Genomic DNA, 21,004 nt, shown 5'->3' on the forward strand with positions numbered 1-21,004 from the left:
ACGGTGGCCATTATTCGGTGACCGGGATTGGTCAAAATAGTTTGACTATTAGCGGCTAAAATCGCCCGGCGCTAACAGCGCGCGGTAAAGCGGGCGATAATCCCCGGCTATGGTAAGAAGGGCATGGGGTGGATCAAAAATCCGAAGAAGGCTGCTTACAATGCCGTATACAGCAGAACGACCGTCGGAGTTGGGGATGTCGCTCGCGCCGTTGCTAAATCAGGCGCTCGGAGCTCGGCGTCAAGGACGTCCTCAATTACTGTTTCATCGCATGAAATTACACCTTTGGCGAAGCCTGAACAGAAATCTCTCACTCGAGAGATTACGTCGGTTGACAGGGCAAACAAGGCGCTTTTGCTATGCTTCCTTCTTGGGTGGTCGGGCGCTCATAGGGCGTATGCACGGATGTGGGGTAGCTTCTTTCTATATCTCTTTACCTTTGGCCTTTTTGGATTTGGTTGGCTGTTTGATATTGTGACACTACTGATGAGACGCTCCGAGCTAAGGCGTCTCGGCGACAGTGATCCGACTCAACAGCAAGCGCCATGTTCCGCTGATTCTACATTCGATCGAAATGTCGCCGACTCCGGAAATTGGGAACAGCGTGGAGATGGGGAGGCTGCGGCTCGGCTAGAGCTTCAACGTAAAAACCGTGCCTATATGGAAGAAAACGGCATCGATGTGGAGATGTTTACCGAGGAAAAGGTCGCGGCGGACGCCTTGCGAACCATTGAGTCGGTATGCCCGTGCATGCTTAGGTTTGGCCGAGGCATGAGCGAAGAGGAGCCAAGCATCAGCTTTTGCTCTCCAACAAAGACGGGGAAAATGCCCAAGAATGTCGTCGAGGCCCGCATTTACCATCAGGACGTGAAGCTATTGATGGATTCCCACGGCTTCGAATTGCCGGAGTATGGTGACAGCATCAATGTCATGATCAGCTATCTAGCTGATGGGCGCATAAATAAAGTCGATATCCATGGGTTCCATAATGGCAGCTCCGTTAGTGTCTCCATTCGCAGGCGGAGCGACGATCTTGTTATGACGAGTGCGGGCACCATCGGAGAAACGGGTGCCTGGCAATCGCTGTGTCCTGGGGCAGACCCCTCAGCCGGGGATCTGTTCAGGGCCTTGACCAAGGAGGTCGAAAGGATTTACTAGCATGCCCGGCGACCCGTTTTCAAGGTCCGAAAAGACATAGCGAAGGTAAACGGCTAGCAATGTCGCTTTGGTGATTCTGACGCATTCCGTTTAAGAGGTATTAAAAAAGAGGCGCCCCGTTGGACGCCTCTCCAATCGCAAATGTAATGTTCCCTCAGCCCTACACCTCGGGCGCCTTGGCTACGGTCTCGCTCTCTGCCGTGAGCGGGCGGTTGTCGATGCGGCGGCCCAGGCGGTCGAGCTTCACAAGGAGCCATTCAATGGGATTCGGCCCCGAGCCTTCCTCGTCGGCAACCAAATCCACGACGGCAATCTTGGTGCCGTCCTGCTTGAGTGTAACGCTGCCCACCTTGTCGCCCACATGCACCGTGCCCGAAAGATCGTCGTAGCTAACCTTTTCGGTCACCTCGCCGGCAAGAGAAAACACGGTCGCTTGCGCCGTGGGATCGGCGAGCGTGGCGTCGATTGTCTTATCCGTCCAGTCGGTTTGACTAATGCGCGCCATAAGCGGGTTGCCGTTGACGGTCTTTTCTTGCGTGTTGGCGATTGCGACCGTCACCTTGTGGTCGTAGTACCAGTTGGCAAGGGTGGCGGTATCGGTAAAGCGCTGATCGGTGGTGGTGGAGTTCAAAATAACGGTGTAGATCTCGTCGCCGTCGCGGTTGTAGGCGCTCGTAAAGCAATAGCCCGCGTCGTCGGTGGTGCCGGTCTTGCCGCCGATGTTGCCATCTTGGCCCAGCAAATAGTTATGCGTGTCCATGGAATGCGAATGGTCGGTGCCGTCGGCGCCCGTGACTTCGATCCAGGAATCCTCGCTCGCTACGACCTCGCGGATCGTGTCGTTTTTCATGGCCTCCTGCATCATCAGCGCTACGTCGTGTGCGGTTGAGTGCATATTGCCAGCCCACTCATCAAAGTCCAGACCATGCGGGTTTTCAAAAAGCGTACCGGTGCAGCCGAGCTTCTTAGCGCGCTCGTTCATGGCCTTCACAAATGTGGCCTCGGCGTCTTTGGTCTTAGGGTCGATTTTCTTGCCCACATATTCGGCGAGCACGATGGCGGCGTCGTTGCCCGAGGGAATCATCAGGCCGCGCAGTGCCTGCTCCACGGTAAGCTCGTCGCCTTCGAGCAAGCCGGCGGTCGAATTACCCACAGTGGCTGCGGCGTTGCTCACCGTGACCTTCTCGTCCATCTTGCAATTCTCGACGGTTAGGATTGCGGTCATGACCTTGGTGATCGAGGCAATCTTGACCTGCTCATCGGCGCCGCGCCCATAGTAGACGGTGCCGTCTTTGCCCATGACGAGGGCATTGGTCGCATCGATATCGGGCAGGTTTTCGGCCGTGATGCCGCGCGCATCGGCGGTTTTGCCGCAAACATTGTCGGTCGTGAGCACTTGGGCGCCGGCGACGGTGGGCGCGCCAGCGGCAAGGGCGATAGCGCAGACAAAGCCGGCGGCAAGCTGGGCTGAGCGCTTTGCAAAAGAGGTGAGGGACTTCACAGATTTCGCTTTCGACGGGATGGTCTCTTCTGAAACTAGAGTATATCGTTTGCCGGCGTCGGCGATCATCGCGTGCGCGCTTGGCCCACATCCGCACCCGAACGGGCACAAGGGTGCTTAAGGCCGACTTAATCACCCACGCTTGTTGTGTGTGGCGTGCGTCGCCTCAGGCATAATGGAGCGCGAGAGGAGCACGCATGAACGAGCGCATTTTGGTAGTTGATGACGAGAAGGCCATCGCCGACTTGGTTGGCATCTACCTTACAAAAGAGGGCTTTGATGTCCAGATTGCCTATAGCGGGGCCGATGCTGCCAAGGCGATTTTGGAGCAGGAGTTCGATCTGGCGCTGCTTGATGTCATGCTGCCCGATATCGATGGGTTTGAGCTGCTGCGTACGATCCGTTCCAGCCATACCTATCCCGTGATCATGCTGACGGCGCGCGATGCCCAGCAAGACAAGATCGGGGGCCTTTCGCTTGGCGCGGACGATTACGTGGTTAAGCCGTTCCGTCCGCTGGAGCTCATCGCGCGCGTGCACGCTCAGCTTCGCCGCTACACCAGCTACGGTAGCCGTGCACAGGCGGCTGAGTCGCCGACCATTCAGCTCGACGGCTTGGAGATCAACCGCGATGCTCGTTCCGTAACGGTGGACGGTTCACCGGTACGCCTCACACCCACCGAGTATTCAATCTTGCTGTATCTGGTCGAGCATCGCGGCAGCGTGGTGGCCGTGGAGGACCTGTTCCGCGCGGTATGGAACGAGGACTTTATGCCCGGCTCCAACAATACGGTGATGGTGCACATTCGCCACTTGCGCGAAAAGATCGGCGACGACGCACAAAAGCCGCGCTTTATCAAAAACGTCTGGGGCGTCGGCTACATCATCGAATAACGCTTTTCGCTTGTGAGGATCTTGATATGACAAAAGACGATAGGCAAGCGTTCGAGGTGCCCGATCGACTCTTTGAATACGTGAGGTCAGTCGTCGACAACCGCGCACTTGCAACGGTGCTGCTCTTTTTGCTGAGCCTGCTGCTGATTGGCATCGACAACATCGCCGGAATCTTGACGGTGCTGCTTGCCGGCTTTTTGCTGATCGATCGATTTGAGATCGTGCGCCGCTGCATGGTGATTGGCGGCGCCGCGTGGGCCATGACGTTGGCGATTGGCGCCATGGCGCTCGGCGGCATCGAAGGGCCGGTGTTGTTCGATGCCGGCTTTGTATTCAACATGCTTGGCTTTGTGCTGGCGCTTGCCGCGTGCGTGCTGTTCTTGTGCGGCCGCGCCCTGTACTACCAGGGCTACGAGCAGGGCGAGCAGCATGCCGATTGTGTGCTGGCTGCTCGTATTCAAGATCGCCTGATCGATCACCCCGACACCTGGGACAACATCGACGGCGACTTCTTGGAGGTCGAGGGCGCCCTTAACCGCGTGCGTGACCGTGAGCGCAAGGTGCAACAGGCCTTGCGTGACGAATCTCATCGCAAGGACGATCTGGTCACGTACTTGGCACATGACCTACGCACCCCGCTTGCCAGTGTGGTGGGCTATCTTTCGCTGCTGCAAGAGGCTCCCGAGCTGCCGGTTGAGCAACGTGCGCACTTTACGGGCGTGGCTCTCGACAAAGCGCACCGGCTCGATGCGCTCATCGAAGAGTTCTTCGATATCACGCGCTTTGACTTCCACGATATCGTGCTCACGCGCGGCTATGTTGATCTGGGGTTGCTGCTGGCTCAGGTGGCTGACGAGTTCTATCCCATCCTCAACGAGCAGCATAAGGAAGCCCAAGTTGATATTCGCGAGGACCTGACGGTGCTCGTGGATGGCGACAAGATGGCTCGCGTGTTCAACAACATCATGAAAAACGCCGTTGCCTATAGCTATGAGGGCTCGACCATCACGATCGAGGCCAGACGCCGGGACGGCGGTGGCGTGCGCGTGCGCTTTATCAATCAGGGCGATCCCATCCCTGAGGCAAAGCTCAAGGAGATCTTTGAGAAGTTCTATCGCCTGGATGCGGCGCGTGCGACCAATCGCGGCGGCGCTGGACTGGGGCTTGCCATCGCCAAGGAGATCGTATGCGCGCACGGCGGTACCGTTGCATGTGAATCGACGCCCGAACACACGATATTCACCATCGAGCTGCCCGCCGCATAGCCAGTGTGCCCTTACAAACACTTGACAATGCGCTCACGTGCATATGAGCCGCGATTCCTACTATCGATACTGCTGAATTGATATCGATGTGGAGGTATGCGGTATGACGGCTGCTGCGGCTGTGGAGCCCACGGAGCTTGAAGAACTCATGAAAGCGCAGGCCGAGGCCGCGCGCGAGCGCGAGGTTGGGGATGCGACTCGCCCCACGGCAGAGGATCTTGCCGCCTCGCCGACGCGCATCGATGTCGAGGGCCTCGACCTGTTCTATGGCGACCATCATGCGCTCAAGGACGTGAATATCAAGATCCGCGACAAGCAGATCACCTCGTTTATCGGCCCTTCGGGCTGCGGCAAGTCAACGCTGCTGCGTTGCTTTAACCGCATGAACGATGGCATCAAGGATTGCCGCATCGAGGGCAGGATTGCACTCGACGGTCAGGATATCCTGGGCGATTGCGACATCTGCCGCCTGCGCCAGCGCGTGGGTATGGTGTTCCAGCGCCCCAACCCGTTTCCCATGAGCATTTACGACAACGTCGCCTATGGCCCTCGCGGCATGGGGGTGCGAGACCGCACCGTGCTCGACGAGCTGGTTGAGGACTCCCTGCGCCGTGCCGCCCTGTGGGATGAGGTCAAGGACAAGCTCAAAGAGTCGGGTCTGGGTCTTTCGGGCGGCCAGCAGCAGCGTCTGTGCATCGCCCGCGCACTTGCCGTGCAGCCCGACATTCTGCTGATGGACGAGCCGACCTCGGCACTCGACCCTGTGTCGACGCTGGTGGTGGAGCAGCTGGCCTGCGAGCTCAAAGAGACCTGCACGCTCGTGGTCGTTACGCACAATATGCAGCAGGCGGCGCGTATCTCCGATTCGGTCGCATTCTTTTTGCTGGGTGAGCTGGTGGAGCACGCGCCCACCGCGCAACTCTTCAAGAATCCGACCGATCCGCGCACGGCGGATTATTTGACGGGGCGTTTTGGCTGATACCATCTAGTAAAGGTACCTTTAGGGTTAAGATGCGGTCATGCCGGCCGCAAAGGGGTTCAACATGATCTATTACGTCGAGGACGATGACAACATCAGGGATTTGACGGTCTATGCGCTGCGCAAGCAGGGGATTGAGGCCGAAGGCTTTTCGTGCGACGGTGAGTTTAAGGCTGCCGTGGCGCGACGGGTACCCGATGCCGTCCTGCTCGACATCATGCTGCCCGATACCGATGGCTTGGCGATTATGCGTCGACTGCGTGCCGATCGCCTGACGGCGACGGTGCCCATCATGATGCTTACCGCCAAGGATACCGAGCTCGACAAGGTGATGGCGCTCGATGGCGGTGCCGACGATTACCTGACTAAGCCGTTTTCGCTCATGGAGCTCGCCAGCCGCTGCCGCGCACTGCTGCGTCGCGGCGGCATGGTCAAACAGGCAAGCGATGTGCTCAGCGTGGGCGACATTGTGCTCTCGCCCAGCCATCGTGAGGTGACTGTTGCCGACGAGTCGCTTAAGCTCACCCTGCGCGAGTTCGACCTGCTCGAGTACCTCATGCGCAAGCCCGGCGTGGTCTTTACCCGCGAGTCGTTGCTGCAGAGCGTGTGGGGCTGGGACTTCGACGGCGGTTCGCGCACCGTTGACGTGCACGTGCAGACGCTTCGCCAAAAACTGGGCGAGCATGCCAGCGCCATCGAGACCGTGCGCGGCGTGGGCTACCGCTTGGCCGAGCCTTCTGCCGGTGATGGTGCCGAAGGTGACGACACCGCGGCCACCGCATCGGAGGAGTAACCCGTGGTCTTCGCCCCCCAGGGAAAACATACGCTGTCGCACCGCGTTTTTGTGACGATCTTTGTCTGCGCCATGGCGGTTATCGTGGCGTTTACGGTGCTGGGTGCGTTCTTTGTGCAAAACACCTTGGCGGATGCCACGAGTGCCAATCTGGCGCAGGAAACCGAGCTCATTGCTGCCGCTCTCGACGAACAGCAGGAGCCCATCCCGTTCTTGCGTAGTCTCGATCGCGAGGACTTGCGCATCACGCTGATTAACAAGGATGGATCGGTTGCCTACGACAACGAGGCGTCGCCTTCCACACTGCCCAACCATGGCGATCGCCCCGAGGTCATCGAGGCCTTTGAGAGTGGTTTGGGTTCCGCGGAGCGCGCAAGCTCTACGCTCGACGAGATTATGCTGTATCGCGCCGTCGCCCTTGATAACGGCCAGGTTGTCCGCTTGGCGCAGGCCCAGCCTGGCGTTGCGGCGATTTTGCTGTCGATGGTGGCGCCGATGCTGCTTATCGCAGCAGCGGGTGCGGTACTCTCGTTTTTTATGGCGCGCCGCGAGTCCCGTGCCATCATCGCGCCGTTGCAAGAGGTGGATTTGGACCACCCACGCCGTAGCTATGAGCACGCCTATGCCGAGATGGTCCCCATGCTTGAGCGTATCGAGTCGCAGCGCCAGGAACTCAAGCGCCAAATGGCGGTGCTAGCGGACAACGACCGTATGCGCCGCGAGTTCACGGCGAATATCACCCATGAGCTCAAGACGCCGCTTACGGCGATTTCGGGCTATGCCGAGCTCATCGCAAACGGCATGGTCGAGGGCGAGGGCGACCTGCGCAACTTTGGCGGTCGCATCTATCGTGAGGCGGGCCGCTTGGCAGCGCTTGTCAACGATATCCTTACGCTGTCTAACTTGGACGAGGCCGAGCGTGCAGCTGAGGGCGAGGCGGTGCCCATTGGGTCCACGGAGCCTATTGAGCTCTCGCGTGCCATCTACGCGGTCGAGCAGCGTCTTGAACAGGTCGCCCGTCAGGCGAATGTGACGATAAGTCATGAGACCAAGTCTGTGGTCATCGAGGGCGTGTCGCGCTTGATTGACGAGCTCATCTATAATTTGGCAAGCAACGCCATCCGCTACAATCGACCCGGCGGTACGGTTACGCTGCAGTGCGGCACCAACGACGAAGGCCATCCGTTCCTTGCGGTCGCCGACACGGGAATCGGTATCGCGCCTGAAGAACAGGGCAAGGTATTTGAGCGGTTCTATCGCGTGGACAAGAGCAGGTCCAAGGCACGCGGCGGAACCGGTCTGGGGCTTGCCATTGTCAAGCATGCGGCCCTGTATCATCACGCCACGCTCGATCTGTCGAGCGAGTTGGGCGTGGGAACCACCATTACGGTGACGTTTCCCATACAGCAGGACGAGCCATTCGCATAGCGATACAACATAGATATTGATGTAGACGCCGCATTTGACTTTCGGGTGCGGCGTTGTTGTGCAATTTTACGATTGCTTCCGACATTTTTACAGGAGAGCCTGTTTCTTATGTATAGAGTTTGGTCTCGGTAAAAAGATGCGATAACATACGGACAGTTTTGTCAATCCGAACTGGGGAAATGAAAGGCAAGCTGCATGACCCTTCTCGAACTGTTCCAGCTGCTGAAGAAGCACCTTCAGCTGGTCATCACCCTTCCGGTGGTCTGCGCGATCGCCATGGGCATCGTGTCCTTCGTTGCGATGGACAACACCTATACCGCGACGACGAGCATGTACATTCTCGCCAAGACCGACGATAGCGGTCAGATGAGCTACAACGATCTCTCGGCGAGTCAGATGCTTTCCAACGATATCGCCACGCTGCTGGATAGCGATAGCGTTAAGAGCGGCGCAGCCAATGAACTGGGCCTCACCGATCTGGATGACTACAAGGTGTCTGTTTCCTCCGAGACCACCACGCGTGTCATTACGCTTTCGGTTACCGGCACCGATGCCAAGGAGACGGCTAAGGTCGCAAAGGCCATAGCTAGCTCGGTGAGTACGGTCGCTCAGAACGTCGGCGCTGCCCAGAGCATCAACGTTATCGACGAGGCTAAGACCCCCGAAGCCCCCAGCGGCCCCAAGCGTATGCTGTACGTTGCTGTCGCGTTCCTCGCGGGCATCTTTATCGCAGTTGCCTATGTCGTTTTGGCAGACATGCTCAACACCCGCATCCGCGGTGCCGAAGAGGCAGAAGAGCTCCTGGGCATTCCCGTTGTTGGCCGAATTCCGGCTATGAAAGGTGGTAAATAGGCATGGCTAAGGCAAAGAACACCGATAAGCTCGTTGTACAGAATGCCGCCAAGACCCTTCTGGCCAACATCCGCTTTGCGAGCGTGGACGACCCCATTCGCACCATCACCGTTACCTCCTCGATTCCCAACGAGGGCAAGTCTACGGTTTCCATTAACCTTGCTCAGGCAATTGCCACGAGTGGCAAGTCCGTGCTCCTGGTTGAGGCCGATATGCGCCGCAGGTCCCTTTCCGATATGCTCGGCGTTCGTTCGCGCGGCGGACTCTATGCGGTTCTTTCCGAGCAGATCTCCATTGACCAGGCAATTGTCGAGACGGGTCAGAAGAACTTCTACTTCCTTGATGCCGAGCCGCATATTCCCAATCCTGCCGACATCATCGTCTCTCACCGCTTTGCCAAGCTGGTAAAGGCACTGTCTGCTAAGTTCCAGTACGTCATCTTCGACGCTCCCCCGGTCGGCACCTTCATCGATGCTGCCGAGATTGCCAGCCTGACCGACGGCACGCTGTTCGTGGTGCGCGAGGACTTCACCAAGCGCGAGGAGGCGCTCAACGCCATCGGTCAGCTTAAGAAGTCCGAGAAGGTCAAGCTCATCGGTACCGTTATGAACTACTGCGAGACCGAGACCAGCGAGTACTACTACTCCTACTACACCAAGGACGGTAAGAAGGTTAAGAAGGGCTCCGACGATCAGGGGACTTCCAAAAAGGGCATCTTCACCAACCGAGCAAACGTTTAGTTGATTAAGGCTGACCTATGCGTGACATTCATTGCCATATCTTGCCGGGTGTAGACGACGGCGCCGCCGATCTCGATGAGAGCTTGGCGATGCTCGAGGCTGCCAAGCGGGCCGGTGTAACCAGAATCGTTTGCACTCCTCACTGCCGTGATCCCTATTTTGATTACGACAAGATGTGGGATGCCTTTGAGCTGCTGCGTGATAACGCTGACGGTTTTCCGCTCCAGATGGGCTTCGAGGTCAACCATCGAAAGCTCGTTGAGCTTGGTATCGATGCCGCGGAGCACTTGCATTTCGATGGGACCAACGAGTTTCTGCTCGAACTTTCGACGCATGCCGATGCGTATGCGTTTAGAGAGTACGAGAACACGATTTACGATTTGCAGTGCCGTGGCTACCAGGTGATCATCGCTCATCCTGAGCGCTATCGTGCGGTTCAAAAGGATGTAAGCGTGGCGGAGCGTCTGGTCGATATGGGCTGCAAGCTGCAGGCTTCGGCGGACTTTATTGCCGGCGGTCGCTTTGGTCGCGAGAAAAAGCCGGCACAGCGCCTGTTCGATCAGAACCTGTACAGCTTCATCGCGAGCGATGCCCATAACGTGGGTCATTACGACTGCCTGGCGAAGGCTCGCGCGAAGTTTAGCGTACGCGGAGCTCATTTTCGCTAAAATCTGTCCCTAACGTTCGCATTGAATGAAAGGGCAGCCATGGATATCCAACTTAAGACGGGATGCTTTGATGACGCGGCGTTGGTGCGCCGCGTCGTTTTTATGGACGAGCAGGGCTACGAGAATGAGTTCGACGCTATCGACGAGGATCCAAACTGCATTCATGTGACGCTCTATGTAGACGGCGAGCTTGCCGGTTGCTCGCGCGTGTTTCCCGAAGAGCTTGAGCGCGTGGCTGACGCAGAGGCCCCGGTGTTGCCGGCATGCGACATGGACGAAGGCGTTGCGGCGGGGGAGACCTACATTATGGGGCGCGTCGCCGTGCTGCCGGCTATGCGTCGTCGCGGACTGGCGAGTGCGATCGTGGAGACCAGTGCTTCGTGTGCACGCGATGCCGGCGCCAAGCTTATTAAGCTGCATGCGCAGGAATACGTGCTGCCGCTCTATGTAAAGGCGGGCTACACGCAAATTGCCCCGGTAGATTACGAAGACGAGGGCCAGCCCCATGTCTGGATGGCCAAGCGCGTAGATGGCAGATAGGGACGTTCCTTTTCTGCCGGCAGCTGGGGACACTCCTTGGCAATTGACGCATTGGAGCGCTCGGACATACAGTTTTTCGATTCCGTATGTATATATGCGCGCTATTGGGTTATAAAATCTAAGTCTGAACATAGCAGGTCTGCGATGCGGCTCGGGCAACCGGGCCGTTTTTGCGGACGGGGGTAGCGCGAAAGGACTGCACATGCGTCAATTTAAGACCGAGAGCAAAAAACTGCTCGACCTCATGATCAACTCCATCTACACCAATAAGGAAATCTTCCTGCGCGAGCTTATCTCTAACGCGAGCGACGCCGTCGACAAGCTCAACTTTAAGAGCCTGCAGGATCCGAGCGTCAAGATCAACCAGGGCGACCTGGCCATTCGCGTCTCCTTTGATAAAGACGCCCGCACCATTACCATCTCGGATAACGGCATTGGCATGACCGCCGAGGAGCTCGAGCGCAATCTGGGCACCATCGCCCATTCCGGCTCCGAGGAGTTTAAGACCGAGAACGCCGAGCAGCAGGGCTCCGATGTCGACATCATCGGCCAGTTTGGCGTGGGCTTCTACTCTGCCTTTATGGTTGCCAGCCATGTGAAGGTCGTCAGCCGCGCCTATGGCGAGGATGTCGCCCATGTGTGGGAATCCGACGGTCTTGAGGGCTACACCATCGAGGACGGTGAGCGCGCCGAGCACGGTACCGATGTCATCCTGACGCTGCGCGAGAACGAGAAGCTCGATGCCGACGGCGAGGCCGAGACCTACGATCGCTTCCTGACCGAGTGGGGTCTCAAGAGCCTGATTCAGCAGTACAGCAACTATGTGCGCTACCCGATTCAGATGATGGTGTCCAAGAGCCGCCAGAAACCCAAGCCCGAGGACGCCGGCGACGATTACAAGCCCGAGTACGAGGACTACCAGGAGCTCGAGACCGTCAATTCCATGACACCGATCTGGAAGAAGCGCAGCTCCGATGTCGAGCAGAAGGACTACGACGAGTTCTACAAGTCCACGTTCCACGACTTTGACGATCCTGCGCGCACCATCAGCTTCCATGCCGAGGGCACGCTCGAGTACGATGCCCTGCTGTTTGTGCCGGGCCGCGCGCCGTTCGATCTGTACAGCAAGGATTACGAGAAGGGTCTGGCACTCTACAGCTCCAACGTCCTGATCATGGAGAAGTGCGACGACCTGCTGCCCGACTACTACAACTTTGTCCGCGGCGTCGTGGATTCCGCCGATGTGTCGCTCAACATCTCGCGTGAGACGCTGCAGCAGAACCGTCAGCTCAAGGCCATCGCCAAGCGTGTGGAAAAGAAGATCACCGCCGACCTTGAGGATATGCGTGACAACGACCGCGAGGCCTACGAGAAGTTCTTTGAGAACTTTGGCCGCGGTCTTAAGTACGGCATCTACTCGAGCTATGGCATGAAGGCCGATGAGCTCGCCGATCTGTTGCTGTTCTGGTCTGCCAAGGAACAGAAGATGATTACCCTGGCCGAGTATGCCAAGGGCATGCCCGAGGATCAGAAGGCCATCTACTACGCCGCCGGCGACTCGCGTGAGCGCTTGGCCAAGATGCCCGTGGTAAAGGGCGTGCTCGACCGCGGCTATGACGTGCTGCTGCTGACGCAGGACGTGGATGAGTTCACCTTCCAGGCTATGCGTGAGTACGTTGCCGCCGATATGCCCAAGATCTACGAGGACGATGCCGCCCGCGAGGCTGCCGAGAAGGCCGTGGCCGATGGTGCCGAGCCCGCGGTTGAGGATCGTCACCTGGAGCTCAAGAACGTCGCAACCGGTGATCTTGACCTGGCGACCGAGGACGAGAAAAAGGAGGCCGAGGACGCCACCAAGGAGAACGAGGACCTCTTTAACGCCATGAAGGAGGCACTCGGCGACAAGGTCGAGAAGGTTGCCGTCTCTGCGCGCCTGACCGATGCTCCCGCGTGCATCACCACCGAGGGCCCGCTTTCGCTCGAGATGGAGAAGGTGCTCCAGAAGGGTCCCGAGGGCGCGCCCGACGGTATGCCCAAGAGCCAGCGCGTGCTCGAGCTCAACGCCAAGCACCCGGTCTTTTCCAAGCTCGTCGCCGCTCAGAAGGCGGGCGACGCCGACAAGATCAAGCAGTACTCCGGTTTGCTCTATGACCAGGCCCTGCTGGTCGAGGGCATCCTCCCCGAGGATCCCGTAGCCTTCGCGGCGGCTGTTTGCAACTTGATGTAGTTCGGGGATACGGCACCGTAACTAGATTAGAACGAGAGTGGATAATCTCCCACTTTTGGCTCGAATGCGGGCTTGAAGTGAGAGATTTTCCACTCTCGTTTCCTTTTGAATGATCCCTCCGTCCCCAAGGGATCATTTATTTGTGCGGGTTGTGGTTTTGTGACCTGCTGAAATTAAAGATACTGTACAACTGTACGTTAACTTATCTTCGTAGTATATTGCTATCCGCAAAACTCAGCACCATTGTGCCGCGAGGCACTAAAGCGCCTACGTACAATGGTTGTCGATAGTACGATTCGATTCAACGACAGGATGGATGGTCCAAGCGTGAGTCTCGGCAGCAAACTATCCAACGCAAAGGTCTCCTTTGCGATCTTTAAGCGCGACATTAAGCGATTGCTTATGAACCCCGTTGCCTTGGTGGTTACCCTGGGCGTGTGTGTCATTCCCTCGCTATATGCCTGGTACAACATCGTGGCAAACTGGGATCCGTACGGAAACACCCAGGGCATCAAGATTGCCATCGCCAACAATGACCAAGGAACTCAAAACGACCTGGTGGGCGAGCTCAATGCGGGCGACAAGGTTGTCGACCAGCTCAAAGAGAACGATCAGCTGGGCTGGACCTTCGTTGACTCGGCGGCCGATGCCAAGGAGGGCGTCGAGAGCGGTGAGTACTATGCGGCCATCGTAATCCCCAAGAACTTCTCGGATAACCTGGTTTCGATGCTCGATGGCAACTACCATCAGCCCAAGCTTACGTACTACGTCAATGAGAAGAAGAGCGCTATTGCGCCCAAGGTTACCGACACCGGCGCAAGCACCATCGAGGAGCAGATCAACTCGGAATTTGTCTCCACGGTGGGCGAGACCGTTGCCAGTATTGCCAAGGATGCCGGAGTCGATTTAAAGGACAAGGCAACCCAGACTCAGGATTCGTTGGCCGGTTCGGTATCAGAGGCTTCCGATACGTTGGGCGAAGTGCGTGATTCGATTGGCGACATGAATGCCGCCATCGATAAGACGAGTGGTTCCATTGCCTCGGCAGATGCGGCACTTGCCGGTCTGCAGGGTCAGGCGCCGTCGCTGACGCAGGCGATCTCCCAGGGCAATGACCTGCTGGGCGAGGCTCGCGCCACGGCGGGCAACTCTGTCGCCTCGCTCTCCAAGGCGCTCTCGGAAGGCAGCCTTGCGCTCACCAAGACGTCAGTCTCCGCAAACGCTGCGATTGGCAAGCTGACGGGCACGGTCGCATCTACGACTACCCGTATCGACAACTCGCTTGAGTCTCTCCAAGCGACGATCGACCACAATAAGGCCGTTATCGGGCACTTGGAAATTCTCGTCAATGACACGTCGACAGGTTCCAAGGAAATTGACGCGCGCATTGTATCGATCATCGATTTGCTCCGCGAGCAGAATGAAAAGCTTCAGAGCATCAAGGACGGTCTGTCTGCGCAGTCGAGCGCCATGGCGAATGACGCTGCGGCTGTCTCGGGTGCCAGCGACGCTATCAATAATGCAATTCAGACCGGTGCGACCAACCTTGGCCAGGCTCAGACGGACTTGGGTCAAAACGCGCTGCCGAAGGTCTCGAGCGCACTTGATTCGTTTGCCGCCGTCTCGGGTGATCTGACGGGAATCGTGTCTGGCCTCACGCCTACTATTGCAAGTGCGCGCGGTACACTTTCGCAACTCAACGCCACGCTCGGTCAGGCCAAGACCACGCTGTCCCAGACCGATGCCTCGCTTGCCAAGGTCCAGGACAAGCTCGCAACCGCCGCCAACGACATCGCGGCGCTACAGACCTCCGAGTCCATGGGCGAGCTGGCCGGCCTGATGGGCGTCGACGTCGATGATGTTGCAGACTTCATGGCATCTCCGGTCGAGCTGACCTCAAAGTCAATTTACCCGGTCAAGAGCTTTGGTTCGGGCATTGCCCCGTTCTATACCAATCTGGCGCTGTGGGTGGGCGGCTACGTGCTTATCGCTATCTACAAGCTCGAGGTCGACCGCGAAGGCATCGGCAGCTTTACCGCGCGTCAGGGCTACTTTGGCCGCTGGTTGCTCCTGGTGATCCTGGGCGCGTTGCAGGCCATCATCGTTACGGTAGGCGATCTGGTGATCGGCGTGCAGTGCGTCAGCCCGCTGCTGTTCGTGCTGGGCGGCATCGCCATCTCGTTCACCTACGTCAATATCATCTATGCGCTGTCCACCACGTTTAAGCATATCGGCAAGGCTATCGGCGTCATTCTGGTTATCGTGCAGATCCCGGGTTCGTCGGGCATGTACCCCATCGAGATGATGCCAGGCTTCTTCCAGTGGCTGCACCCGCTGCTGCCCTTTACCTACGGCATCAATCTGCTGCGCGAGACGGTCGGCGGTATGTATTCGTTCAACTACCTGTTTAACCTGTGCATTCTGGGCGTGTTCTTGATCGTGGCGCTCTTTATCGGCCTGCAGCTGCGTCCGCTGCTGCTCAACCTTAACCTGCTCTTTGATAAACAGCTTTCCACGACCGGTATGATGATTTGCGAGTCCAACGACCTGCCGCGCCAGCGCTACTCGCTGCGCACGGCTATGCGTGTCATGCTCGATTCCGATTCGTACCGTCGCGAACTGCTCGATCATGCGGTCGCCTTTGAACATCGCTACCCGTACTACATCAAGGGCGGTTTTGCCGCCGTGGTGGGCGTTCAGGTCCTGCTCTTTGTCCTGTCGACGGTTCTCGATATCGACAATAACGGCAAGATCATCCTGCTTGTCATTTGGATCATCTCGGTTATTGCCATCTGCGGCTGGCTTATCAATATCGAATATATCCGCGCGAGCCTCAATACCCAGATGCGCATCTCGGCGCTTTCGGATGAGGACCTGCGTCGCGAGATGCGCGAACACACGGCCGCCATTCCTGCCGCCCGCCACATGTTTGGCCTCAACGCCAGCGAGCGTGGTGCCAAGGGCGGCGATCAGTCCACGGGCCGCTTGCCGCATATAGGCTCGCACCATAAATCTCAGGGCAGCGACAGCACAGCCACAAATGATGGAGATACCACCGCGCTTGGCAGGCACTCCAAAGGAGGTGAGGCATAAATGAAGAACATCCTGCATCTGTTTAAGCGCGATGTCCAAAACGTGTCTCGCTCCGTGATCGGCTTGATTGTCGTGATGGGCCTCATTATCGTGCCGTGTCTGTACGCGTGGTTTAACATCGCCGGCAGCTGGGATCCGTACGGCAACACCGGCAATCTTAAGATCGCCGTAGTCAACACCGATGAGGGTTACGAGAGCGATTTGATCCCCGTCGAGGTTAACGTGGGCGAAAACGTAACCGCCACCCTGCGCGGCAACGAGAACTTCGACTGGGTCGTGCTCAACAATCGCGAAAAGGCTATCGAGGGCGTTAAGTCGGGCGCGTACTATGCTGCCGTCGTTATCCCCAAAACGTTTAGCGCTGACATGATGACGCTTTTCTCGACCGACGTGAAGCACGCCGATATCGAGTTTTACGAGAACCAGAAGGCCAACGCCATTGCCCAGATCGTGACCGAGAAGGGCTCGAGCGCCGTTCAGGGCCAGGTTAACGAGACCTTTACCAAGACCATCACGACCATCGGTCTTAAGACGGTGTCCAGCCTGCTCGATTACATGAGCACCGACCAGGTCAGCAACTTTATCGCCAACCTGTCCTCGACGCTTGGCGATTCGATTGAGGACCTGCGAGACGTTCAGGCAAATGCTTCGTCGCTGGCGGGCATTTTGAGCTCCACGTCCGATTCGCTGACGTCGGCGAGCGGCATGCTCAAGCAGACCGGTGCCGTCGATGAGTCGACAAAGCAGCTCATGGAACATGCCAAAAGCGGCATCGATGATTCCAAAGAAGCGCTTAAGGCGGCAAACGATGCCACCGATGCCGCAATCGATGGAAGTGCGGGTTCGTTCGACAATGTGTCTGCCGAGCTCGCGAAGGCGTTCGACACCGCAAACCAGCATGTCGACCTTACGGTGTCCCAACTCAACGATGCCGCTGCGGCCCTCAATGCGCGCGCCAAGGATATCGATGCGATGGCCGATCAGCTCCGCAGCCTTGCCGATCAGGTGACTGACGAAAAACTCCAGGACAGCCTCAAGTCTGTGGCAACATCGCTGAGCAGGATTGCTGTGGAGTATCGCAACAACGCCAAGGACTTGACGGCCACCGCGAAGTCTCTCTCTGACAGCATGGCAGAGGTCAACAGCACTCGTGCCGAGGTCGACCAGGCCATCGCCGATGCCAAGGCGGGTATCTCGGGTGCCAAGTCCGACTATGATTCCACGTTCTCGGTTAAGGCCAAGGAGCTCAAGAAGACGGTTTCGGGCATTCTGGACTCGCTGAACAGCATCTCGGGCGATCTGGATAGCGCCGTAGATGGCCTGACCGACGCATCCGGTTCGCTGGCAAAGGGCCTCTCCAAGGCTGCAAAGCTGGTCAACAAGGCTTCCGATCAGCTGGGTGAGGCGTCGGACAAGATCAGTGCGTTTAAGGATGAGCTCGACGGCGCCTTGATGTCGGATGACCTCGCTGCGATCAAGACGATGATCGGCAATGACCCCGAGGGTCTGGCCGTGTCGCTTTCCGGCCCCGTCGCGCTCGACCGCAAGCCGGTCTATCCGATCCGCAACTACGGTTCGGCCATGGCGCCGTTCTACACGATTCTGTCGCTGTGGGTGGGCTCGATCGTGCTGGCGGCCATGATGAAGGTGTCGGTTGACGACGAACTCATCAACGAGCTGATCCCCGTGCGCCTGCACGAGATCTACCTGGGCCGTTACCTGTTCTTTGGCGGTCTGGCACTGCTGCAGGCGACACTCGTATGCGCGGGCGACATCCTGTTCTTTGGCATCCAGTGCGACAACCCACTGCAGTTTGTGCTGGCGGGCTGGGTCGCGAGTCTCGTGTTCTCCAATATCGTCTACACGCTTACGGTGTCGTTTGGCGATATCGGCAAGGCTTTGGCCGTCGTGCTGCTGGTCATGCAGGTCGGCGGTTCGGGCGGCACGTTCCCCATCGAGATGACCGGCCCCGTGTTCCAGGCGATCTATCCGTTCCTGCCGTTCACCCACGGCATCAACGCCATGCATGCCGCCATGGCCGGTGCGTACCACATGGAGTACTGGATTGAGCTAGGCATTCTGGCGAGCTATCTGATTCCGTCGCTGGCACTGGGCGTCGTCTTCCGCCGCCCGGTCATCAAAGCCAACGACTGGATCATCGAAAAACTGGAGTCAACCAAATTGATTTAGTTCAGCAACGTAAACGCCGTCGGAACATCGAGATCTTCCAACCCGATGCTTTAGCGTAGTGAATTGCACGGGCTGCTTGGTTGTTGCTACAGTAGCGGGGCGTGCCGGGGGTCCGGTGCGCCCTGTTTTTATTTGACCATGAGGCGGCACGCAGCCATACGCGTGCGGACACCACGCCCAGATTGAGTGCGAGGATGTTCCATGGCCCAATATGCTGCCAACGAAATCGAAAACTTGCCCGATAGCCCTGTAGCCCGTGAAGACCTGGGCGCGGGCGGCACCTTCCGCGGCGCCGGCGCACGCTCTCCGCTGTTCTGGAAGGTTCTGCTCCTTTCGGTGGCGGTCATCTGGGGCTACTCCTTTACCACTATGAAGGACGCGCTCGACACCATTCCGGTGTTCGAGCTGCTCTATGTACGCTTTCTGCCCGCGGCGTTGGTCATGTTTGCCGTCTTCCACAAACGCATCATCGCGCACCTCAACGCTCGCAACCTGATCGTTGGCCTGAGTATGGGCGTGCTCATGTGGGCGGCCTATGCGTTGCAGACGGTCGGTCTGGCACATACTACGGCGGGCAAGAATGCTTTTTTGACGGGCACGTATTGCATCGTTGTGCCGTTCGCGAGCTATTTTCTGAGCGGCGAAAAACTCACCCGCTATAACCTGGGCGCGGCGCTGCTGTGCTTGGCGGGCATTGGCTTGGTGGCGCTCGATAGCGTTGAATTCAACATCGGTGATGTCATTACGCTGGCGGGTGCGGTCTTTTTCGCCATCCAGATGGCGGTGACTGCCAAGTACGGTCGCAAAATGGGCATCAACGTCATCACGTTTTGGATGTTTGTGGGCAACGGCGTGCTGAGCCTGGCAACGTCGCTGCTATTCGAGACCCAAGCGCCTCTGTCCGTGTGGACGCCGAGCTTTATCAGCGCGATGGCGTTTCTCTCGGTTGGTTGCACATGCGCGGCTCTGCTCATCCAAAACGTCGGCTTGGCGCATGTCTCGGCCTCGACGGGCTCACTGCTCCTTTCGATGGAGTCGCCTTCGGGCGTGCTGTTCTCGGTGCTGCTGATGGGGGAGGCGCTCACCTCGCGCCTGCTCGCCGGCTTTGCGCTCATCTTTCTTTCGATTATCTTGAGCGAGACGCATTTCGATTTCTTGCGCCGAAAATCACACCCGCAATTGTAAACAACTTGTTGCGCCGCCCTCCCAGGGCGGCATTTTTATGTCATGCCCTTACAGTTGTACCTTGCACTTTACGCTATCAAAGTGCGTGCTGCAAAAACGTTACTGGAGGGCTTCTATGGCATCAGCTCTGTCCGATTTTCAACCGCAACCAGCGCCCCAGGCCACCGCGGCGGCGCAGGCCGCTATCGGTGACGGTCTTGTCGCAGAAGCTCAGGCTTTTGCAGACGAGCTCGCTGCATGGCGACACGATCTACACCAGATGCCCGAGCTGGGTAACAATCTTCCGCAGACGTCTGCCTATATCCAGGCACGTCTGGACGAGATGGACATCCCCCATACCACGCTAGTCGACGGTTCCTGCGTCGTTGGCCTGATCGGTGCCGGTGCGGCCGCTCAGGGCAATGGCACGTGCAAGGACGAGCAGGCCGGAACGGTCGTCATGCTCCGAGGCGATATGGATGCCCTTCCCGTTGTCGAGGAATCCGGCGAGCCCTTTGCATCCACCAATGGCTGCATGCATGCTTGCGGTCACGATATGCACGCGACGGCCCTGCTTGGTGCGGCGCGCCTGCTCAAGGCCCGCGAGGCCGAGCTTGTGGAGGCCAACGCTACCGTCAAGTTGCTGTTCCAGCCGGGCGAGGAGACCTTTGAGGGAGCACGCGCTGCCATCGCCGACGGCTTGCTCGAGAACCCGCGCCCTCAGGCGGCCTTTGCCATGCATGTCAACAGCCAGTCGCCGCTTGGCCTGGTGCTCTACGGCAGCCCGGCGCTCTCGGGTGTGTACGGTTTCCGCATCACGCTCCAGGGCAAGGGCGGCCACGGTTCCAGCCCCGAGATCTGCATCGACCCCATCACGGCCGGCGTCCACGTGCACCTGGCGCTCCAGGAGCTTATCTCCCGCGAGGTGCCGGCGGCCAAGGAAGTCGCACTTACCGTTGGTAAGTTCGCTGGCGGCTTGGCGGCCAACGTCATCCCCGACACCTGCGTGCTCGAGGGAACGTTGCGCGGCTTCGATGTCGAGCTCATGGCTCACCTTAAGACCCGCATCGCGGAGGTCGTCAACGGCGTTGCCGCAACATATCGTACGCCGGCAACCATCGAGACGCTTTCGGACGTTCCGCCGCTCGTGCTCGACAGCGATATGACTCAGGCGTCGCTTGGCTACGTGGGCGCAGTGCTGCCCAAGGCGGCTTTCTTGCCGCTTTTCCATGCCATGGCGAGTGAGGACTTCGCGCTTATCTCGAGCAAGATTCCGAGTGCGTACTTTACCGTGGGCGCGGCCGTAACCGATACGGACGAACGCTTTGCCCAGCACCATCCCAAGGCACGTTTTAACGATGCCGAGCTTCCTCTCGGCGCCGCGGCCTATGCCGCCGTCGCTTTGGGCTATATCGCCGACCACCGGTAGCACCCAACCTTGCCTTTCAAGCCTGCGGGCATGGCCATAAGGCCTATGCCCTTGTCTTTCAAGGCAATCTTGGGCACTACCGGC

16 protein-coding genes are annotated in these 21,004 nt (G+C 58.2%); 15 read left to right on the top strand and 1 reads right to left on the bottom strand.

The features are described 5' to 3' along the window. The first annotated feature begins 123 nt into the window (after positions 1-123). A complete protein-coding gene (locus I1969_RS06950; protein ID WP_195234134.1) occupies positions 124-1,158 on the top strand; it encodes an NINE protein in 1,035 nt (344 codons plus the stop codon). A gap of 160 nt (positions 1,159-1,318) precedes the next feature. Here the strand turns inward: I1969_RS06950 and I1969_RS06955 are convergent, their stop codons facing one another. Further along, entirely contained in the window at positions 1,319-2,659 is a 1,341-nt protein-coding gene (locus I1969_RS06955; protein ID WP_195234136.1) for a D-alanyl-D-alanine carboxypeptidase family protein, read from the bottom strand. Positions 2,660-2,856: 197 nt separating this feature from the next. Between I1969_RS06955 and I1969_RS06960 the strand changes: the two genes are divergently transcribed. The 14 genes from I1969_RS06960 (at position 2,857) to I1969_RS07025 (ending at position 20,920) form a co-directional block, all read left to right on the top strand. Next, positions 2,857-3,552 carry a response regulator transcription factor gene (locus I1969_RS06960; protein WP_006234805.1) on the top strand — a complete coding sequence of 232 codons (696 nt, stop codon included), beginning with the start codon at positions 2,857-2,859 and terminating at the stop codon, positions 3,550-3,552. Positions 3,553-3,578: 26 nt separating this feature from the next. Continuing rightward, complete coding sequence (locus tag I1969_RS06965) at positions 3,579-4,817, top strand: sensor histidine kinase (protein WP_195234138.1); 1,239 nt, start codon at positions 3,579-3,581, stop codon at positions 4,815-4,817. 103 nt (positions 4,818-4,920) lie between these two features. Continuing rightward, positions 4,921-5,796 (top strand): phosphate ABC transporter ATP-binding protein PstB, encoded by an 876-nt coding sequence (gene pstB, locus I1969_RS06970; RefSeq protein WP_229028315.1) that lies wholly within the window; start codon positions 4,921-4,923, stop codon positions 5,794-5,796. Between the two features lie 64 nt (positions 5,797-5,860). Next, the gene (locus tag I1969_RS06975; RefSeq protein WP_195234140.1) at positions 5,861-6,589 is read left to right on the top strand and encodes a response regulator transcription factor; all 729 of its coding nucleotides are present in this window, start codon (positions 5,861-5,863) and stop codon (positions 6,587-6,589) included. 3 nt (positions 6,590-6,592) lie between these two features. After that, positions 6,593-8,017 carry a sensor histidine kinase gene (locus tag I1969_RS06980; RefSeq protein ID WP_271748034.1) on the top strand — a complete coding sequence of 475 codons (1,425 nt, stop codon included), beginning with the start codon at positions 6,593-6,595 and terminating at the stop codon, positions 8,015-8,017. A gap of 195 nt (positions 8,018-8,212) precedes the next feature. Next, the gene (locus I1969_RS06985) at positions 8,213-8,869 is read left to right on the top strand and encodes a YveK family protein (protein WP_117786113.1); all 657 of its coding nucleotides are present in this window, start codon (positions 8,213-8,215) and stop codon (positions 8,867-8,869) included. Between the two features lie 2 nt (positions 8,870-8,871). After that, entirely contained in the window at positions 8,872-9,609 is a 738-nt protein-coding gene (locus tag I1969_RS06990) for a CpsD/CapB family tyrosine-protein kinase (protein ID WP_055309657.1), read from the top strand. A 17-nt stretch (positions 9,610-9,626) separates the two neighbouring features. Continuing rightward, positions 9,627-10,277, top strand: a complete 651-nt coding sequence (locus tag I1969_RS06995) for a tyrosine-protein phosphatase (RefSeq protein ID WP_022094060.1) — start codon at positions 9,627-9,629, stop codon at positions 10,275-10,277. Between the two features lie 39 nt (positions 10,278-10,316). Further along, positions 10,317-10,817: a GNAT family N-acetyltransferase gene (locus I1969_RS07000; protein WP_117786114.1), complete on the top strand. Its 501-nt coding sequence runs from the start codon at positions 10,317-10,319 to the stop codon at positions 10,815-10,817. Between the two features lie 202 nt (positions 10,818-11,019). Beyond that, entirely contained in the window at positions 11,020-13,044 is a 2,025-nt protein-coding gene (gene htpG, locus I1969_RS07005) for a molecular chaperone HtpG (RefSeq protein WP_195234142.1), read from the top strand. 327 nt (positions 13,045-13,371) lie between these two features. After that, positions 13,372-16,137 carry a YhgE/Pip domain-containing protein gene (locus I1969_RS07010; RefSeq protein ID WP_271748035.1) on the top strand — a complete coding sequence of 922 codons (2,766 nt, stop codon included), beginning with the start codon at positions 13,372-13,374 and terminating at the stop codon, positions 16,135-16,137. Continuing rightward, positions 16,138-18,327 (top strand): YhgE/Pip domain-containing protein, encoded by a 2,190-nt coding sequence (locus tag I1969_RS07015; protein ID WP_195234146.1) that lies wholly within the window; start codon positions 16,138-16,140, stop codon positions 18,325-18,327. A 201-nt stretch (positions 18,328-18,528) separates the two neighbouring features. Next, positions 18,529-19,512 carry a DMT family transporter gene (locus tag I1969_RS07020; protein WP_195234147.1) on the top strand — a complete coding sequence of 328 codons (984 nt, stop codon included), beginning with the start codon at positions 18,529-18,531 and terminating at the stop codon, positions 19,510-19,512. Between the two features lie 115 nt (positions 19,513-19,627). Further along, on the top strand, positions 19,628-20,920 hold the full coding sequence (locus I1969_RS07025) for a M20 family metallopeptidase (protein ID WP_195234149.1): 1,293 nt from the start codon (positions 19,628-19,630) through the stop codon (positions 20,918-20,920). Positions 20,921-21,004: the final 84 nt, after the last annotated feature.

This window comes from Collinsella aerofaciens (assembly GCF_015548375.1).
GTDB classification, from domain to species: Bacteria; Actinomycetota; Coriobacteriia; order Coriobacteriales; family Coriobacteriaceae; genus Collinsella; species Collinsella aerofaciens_AB.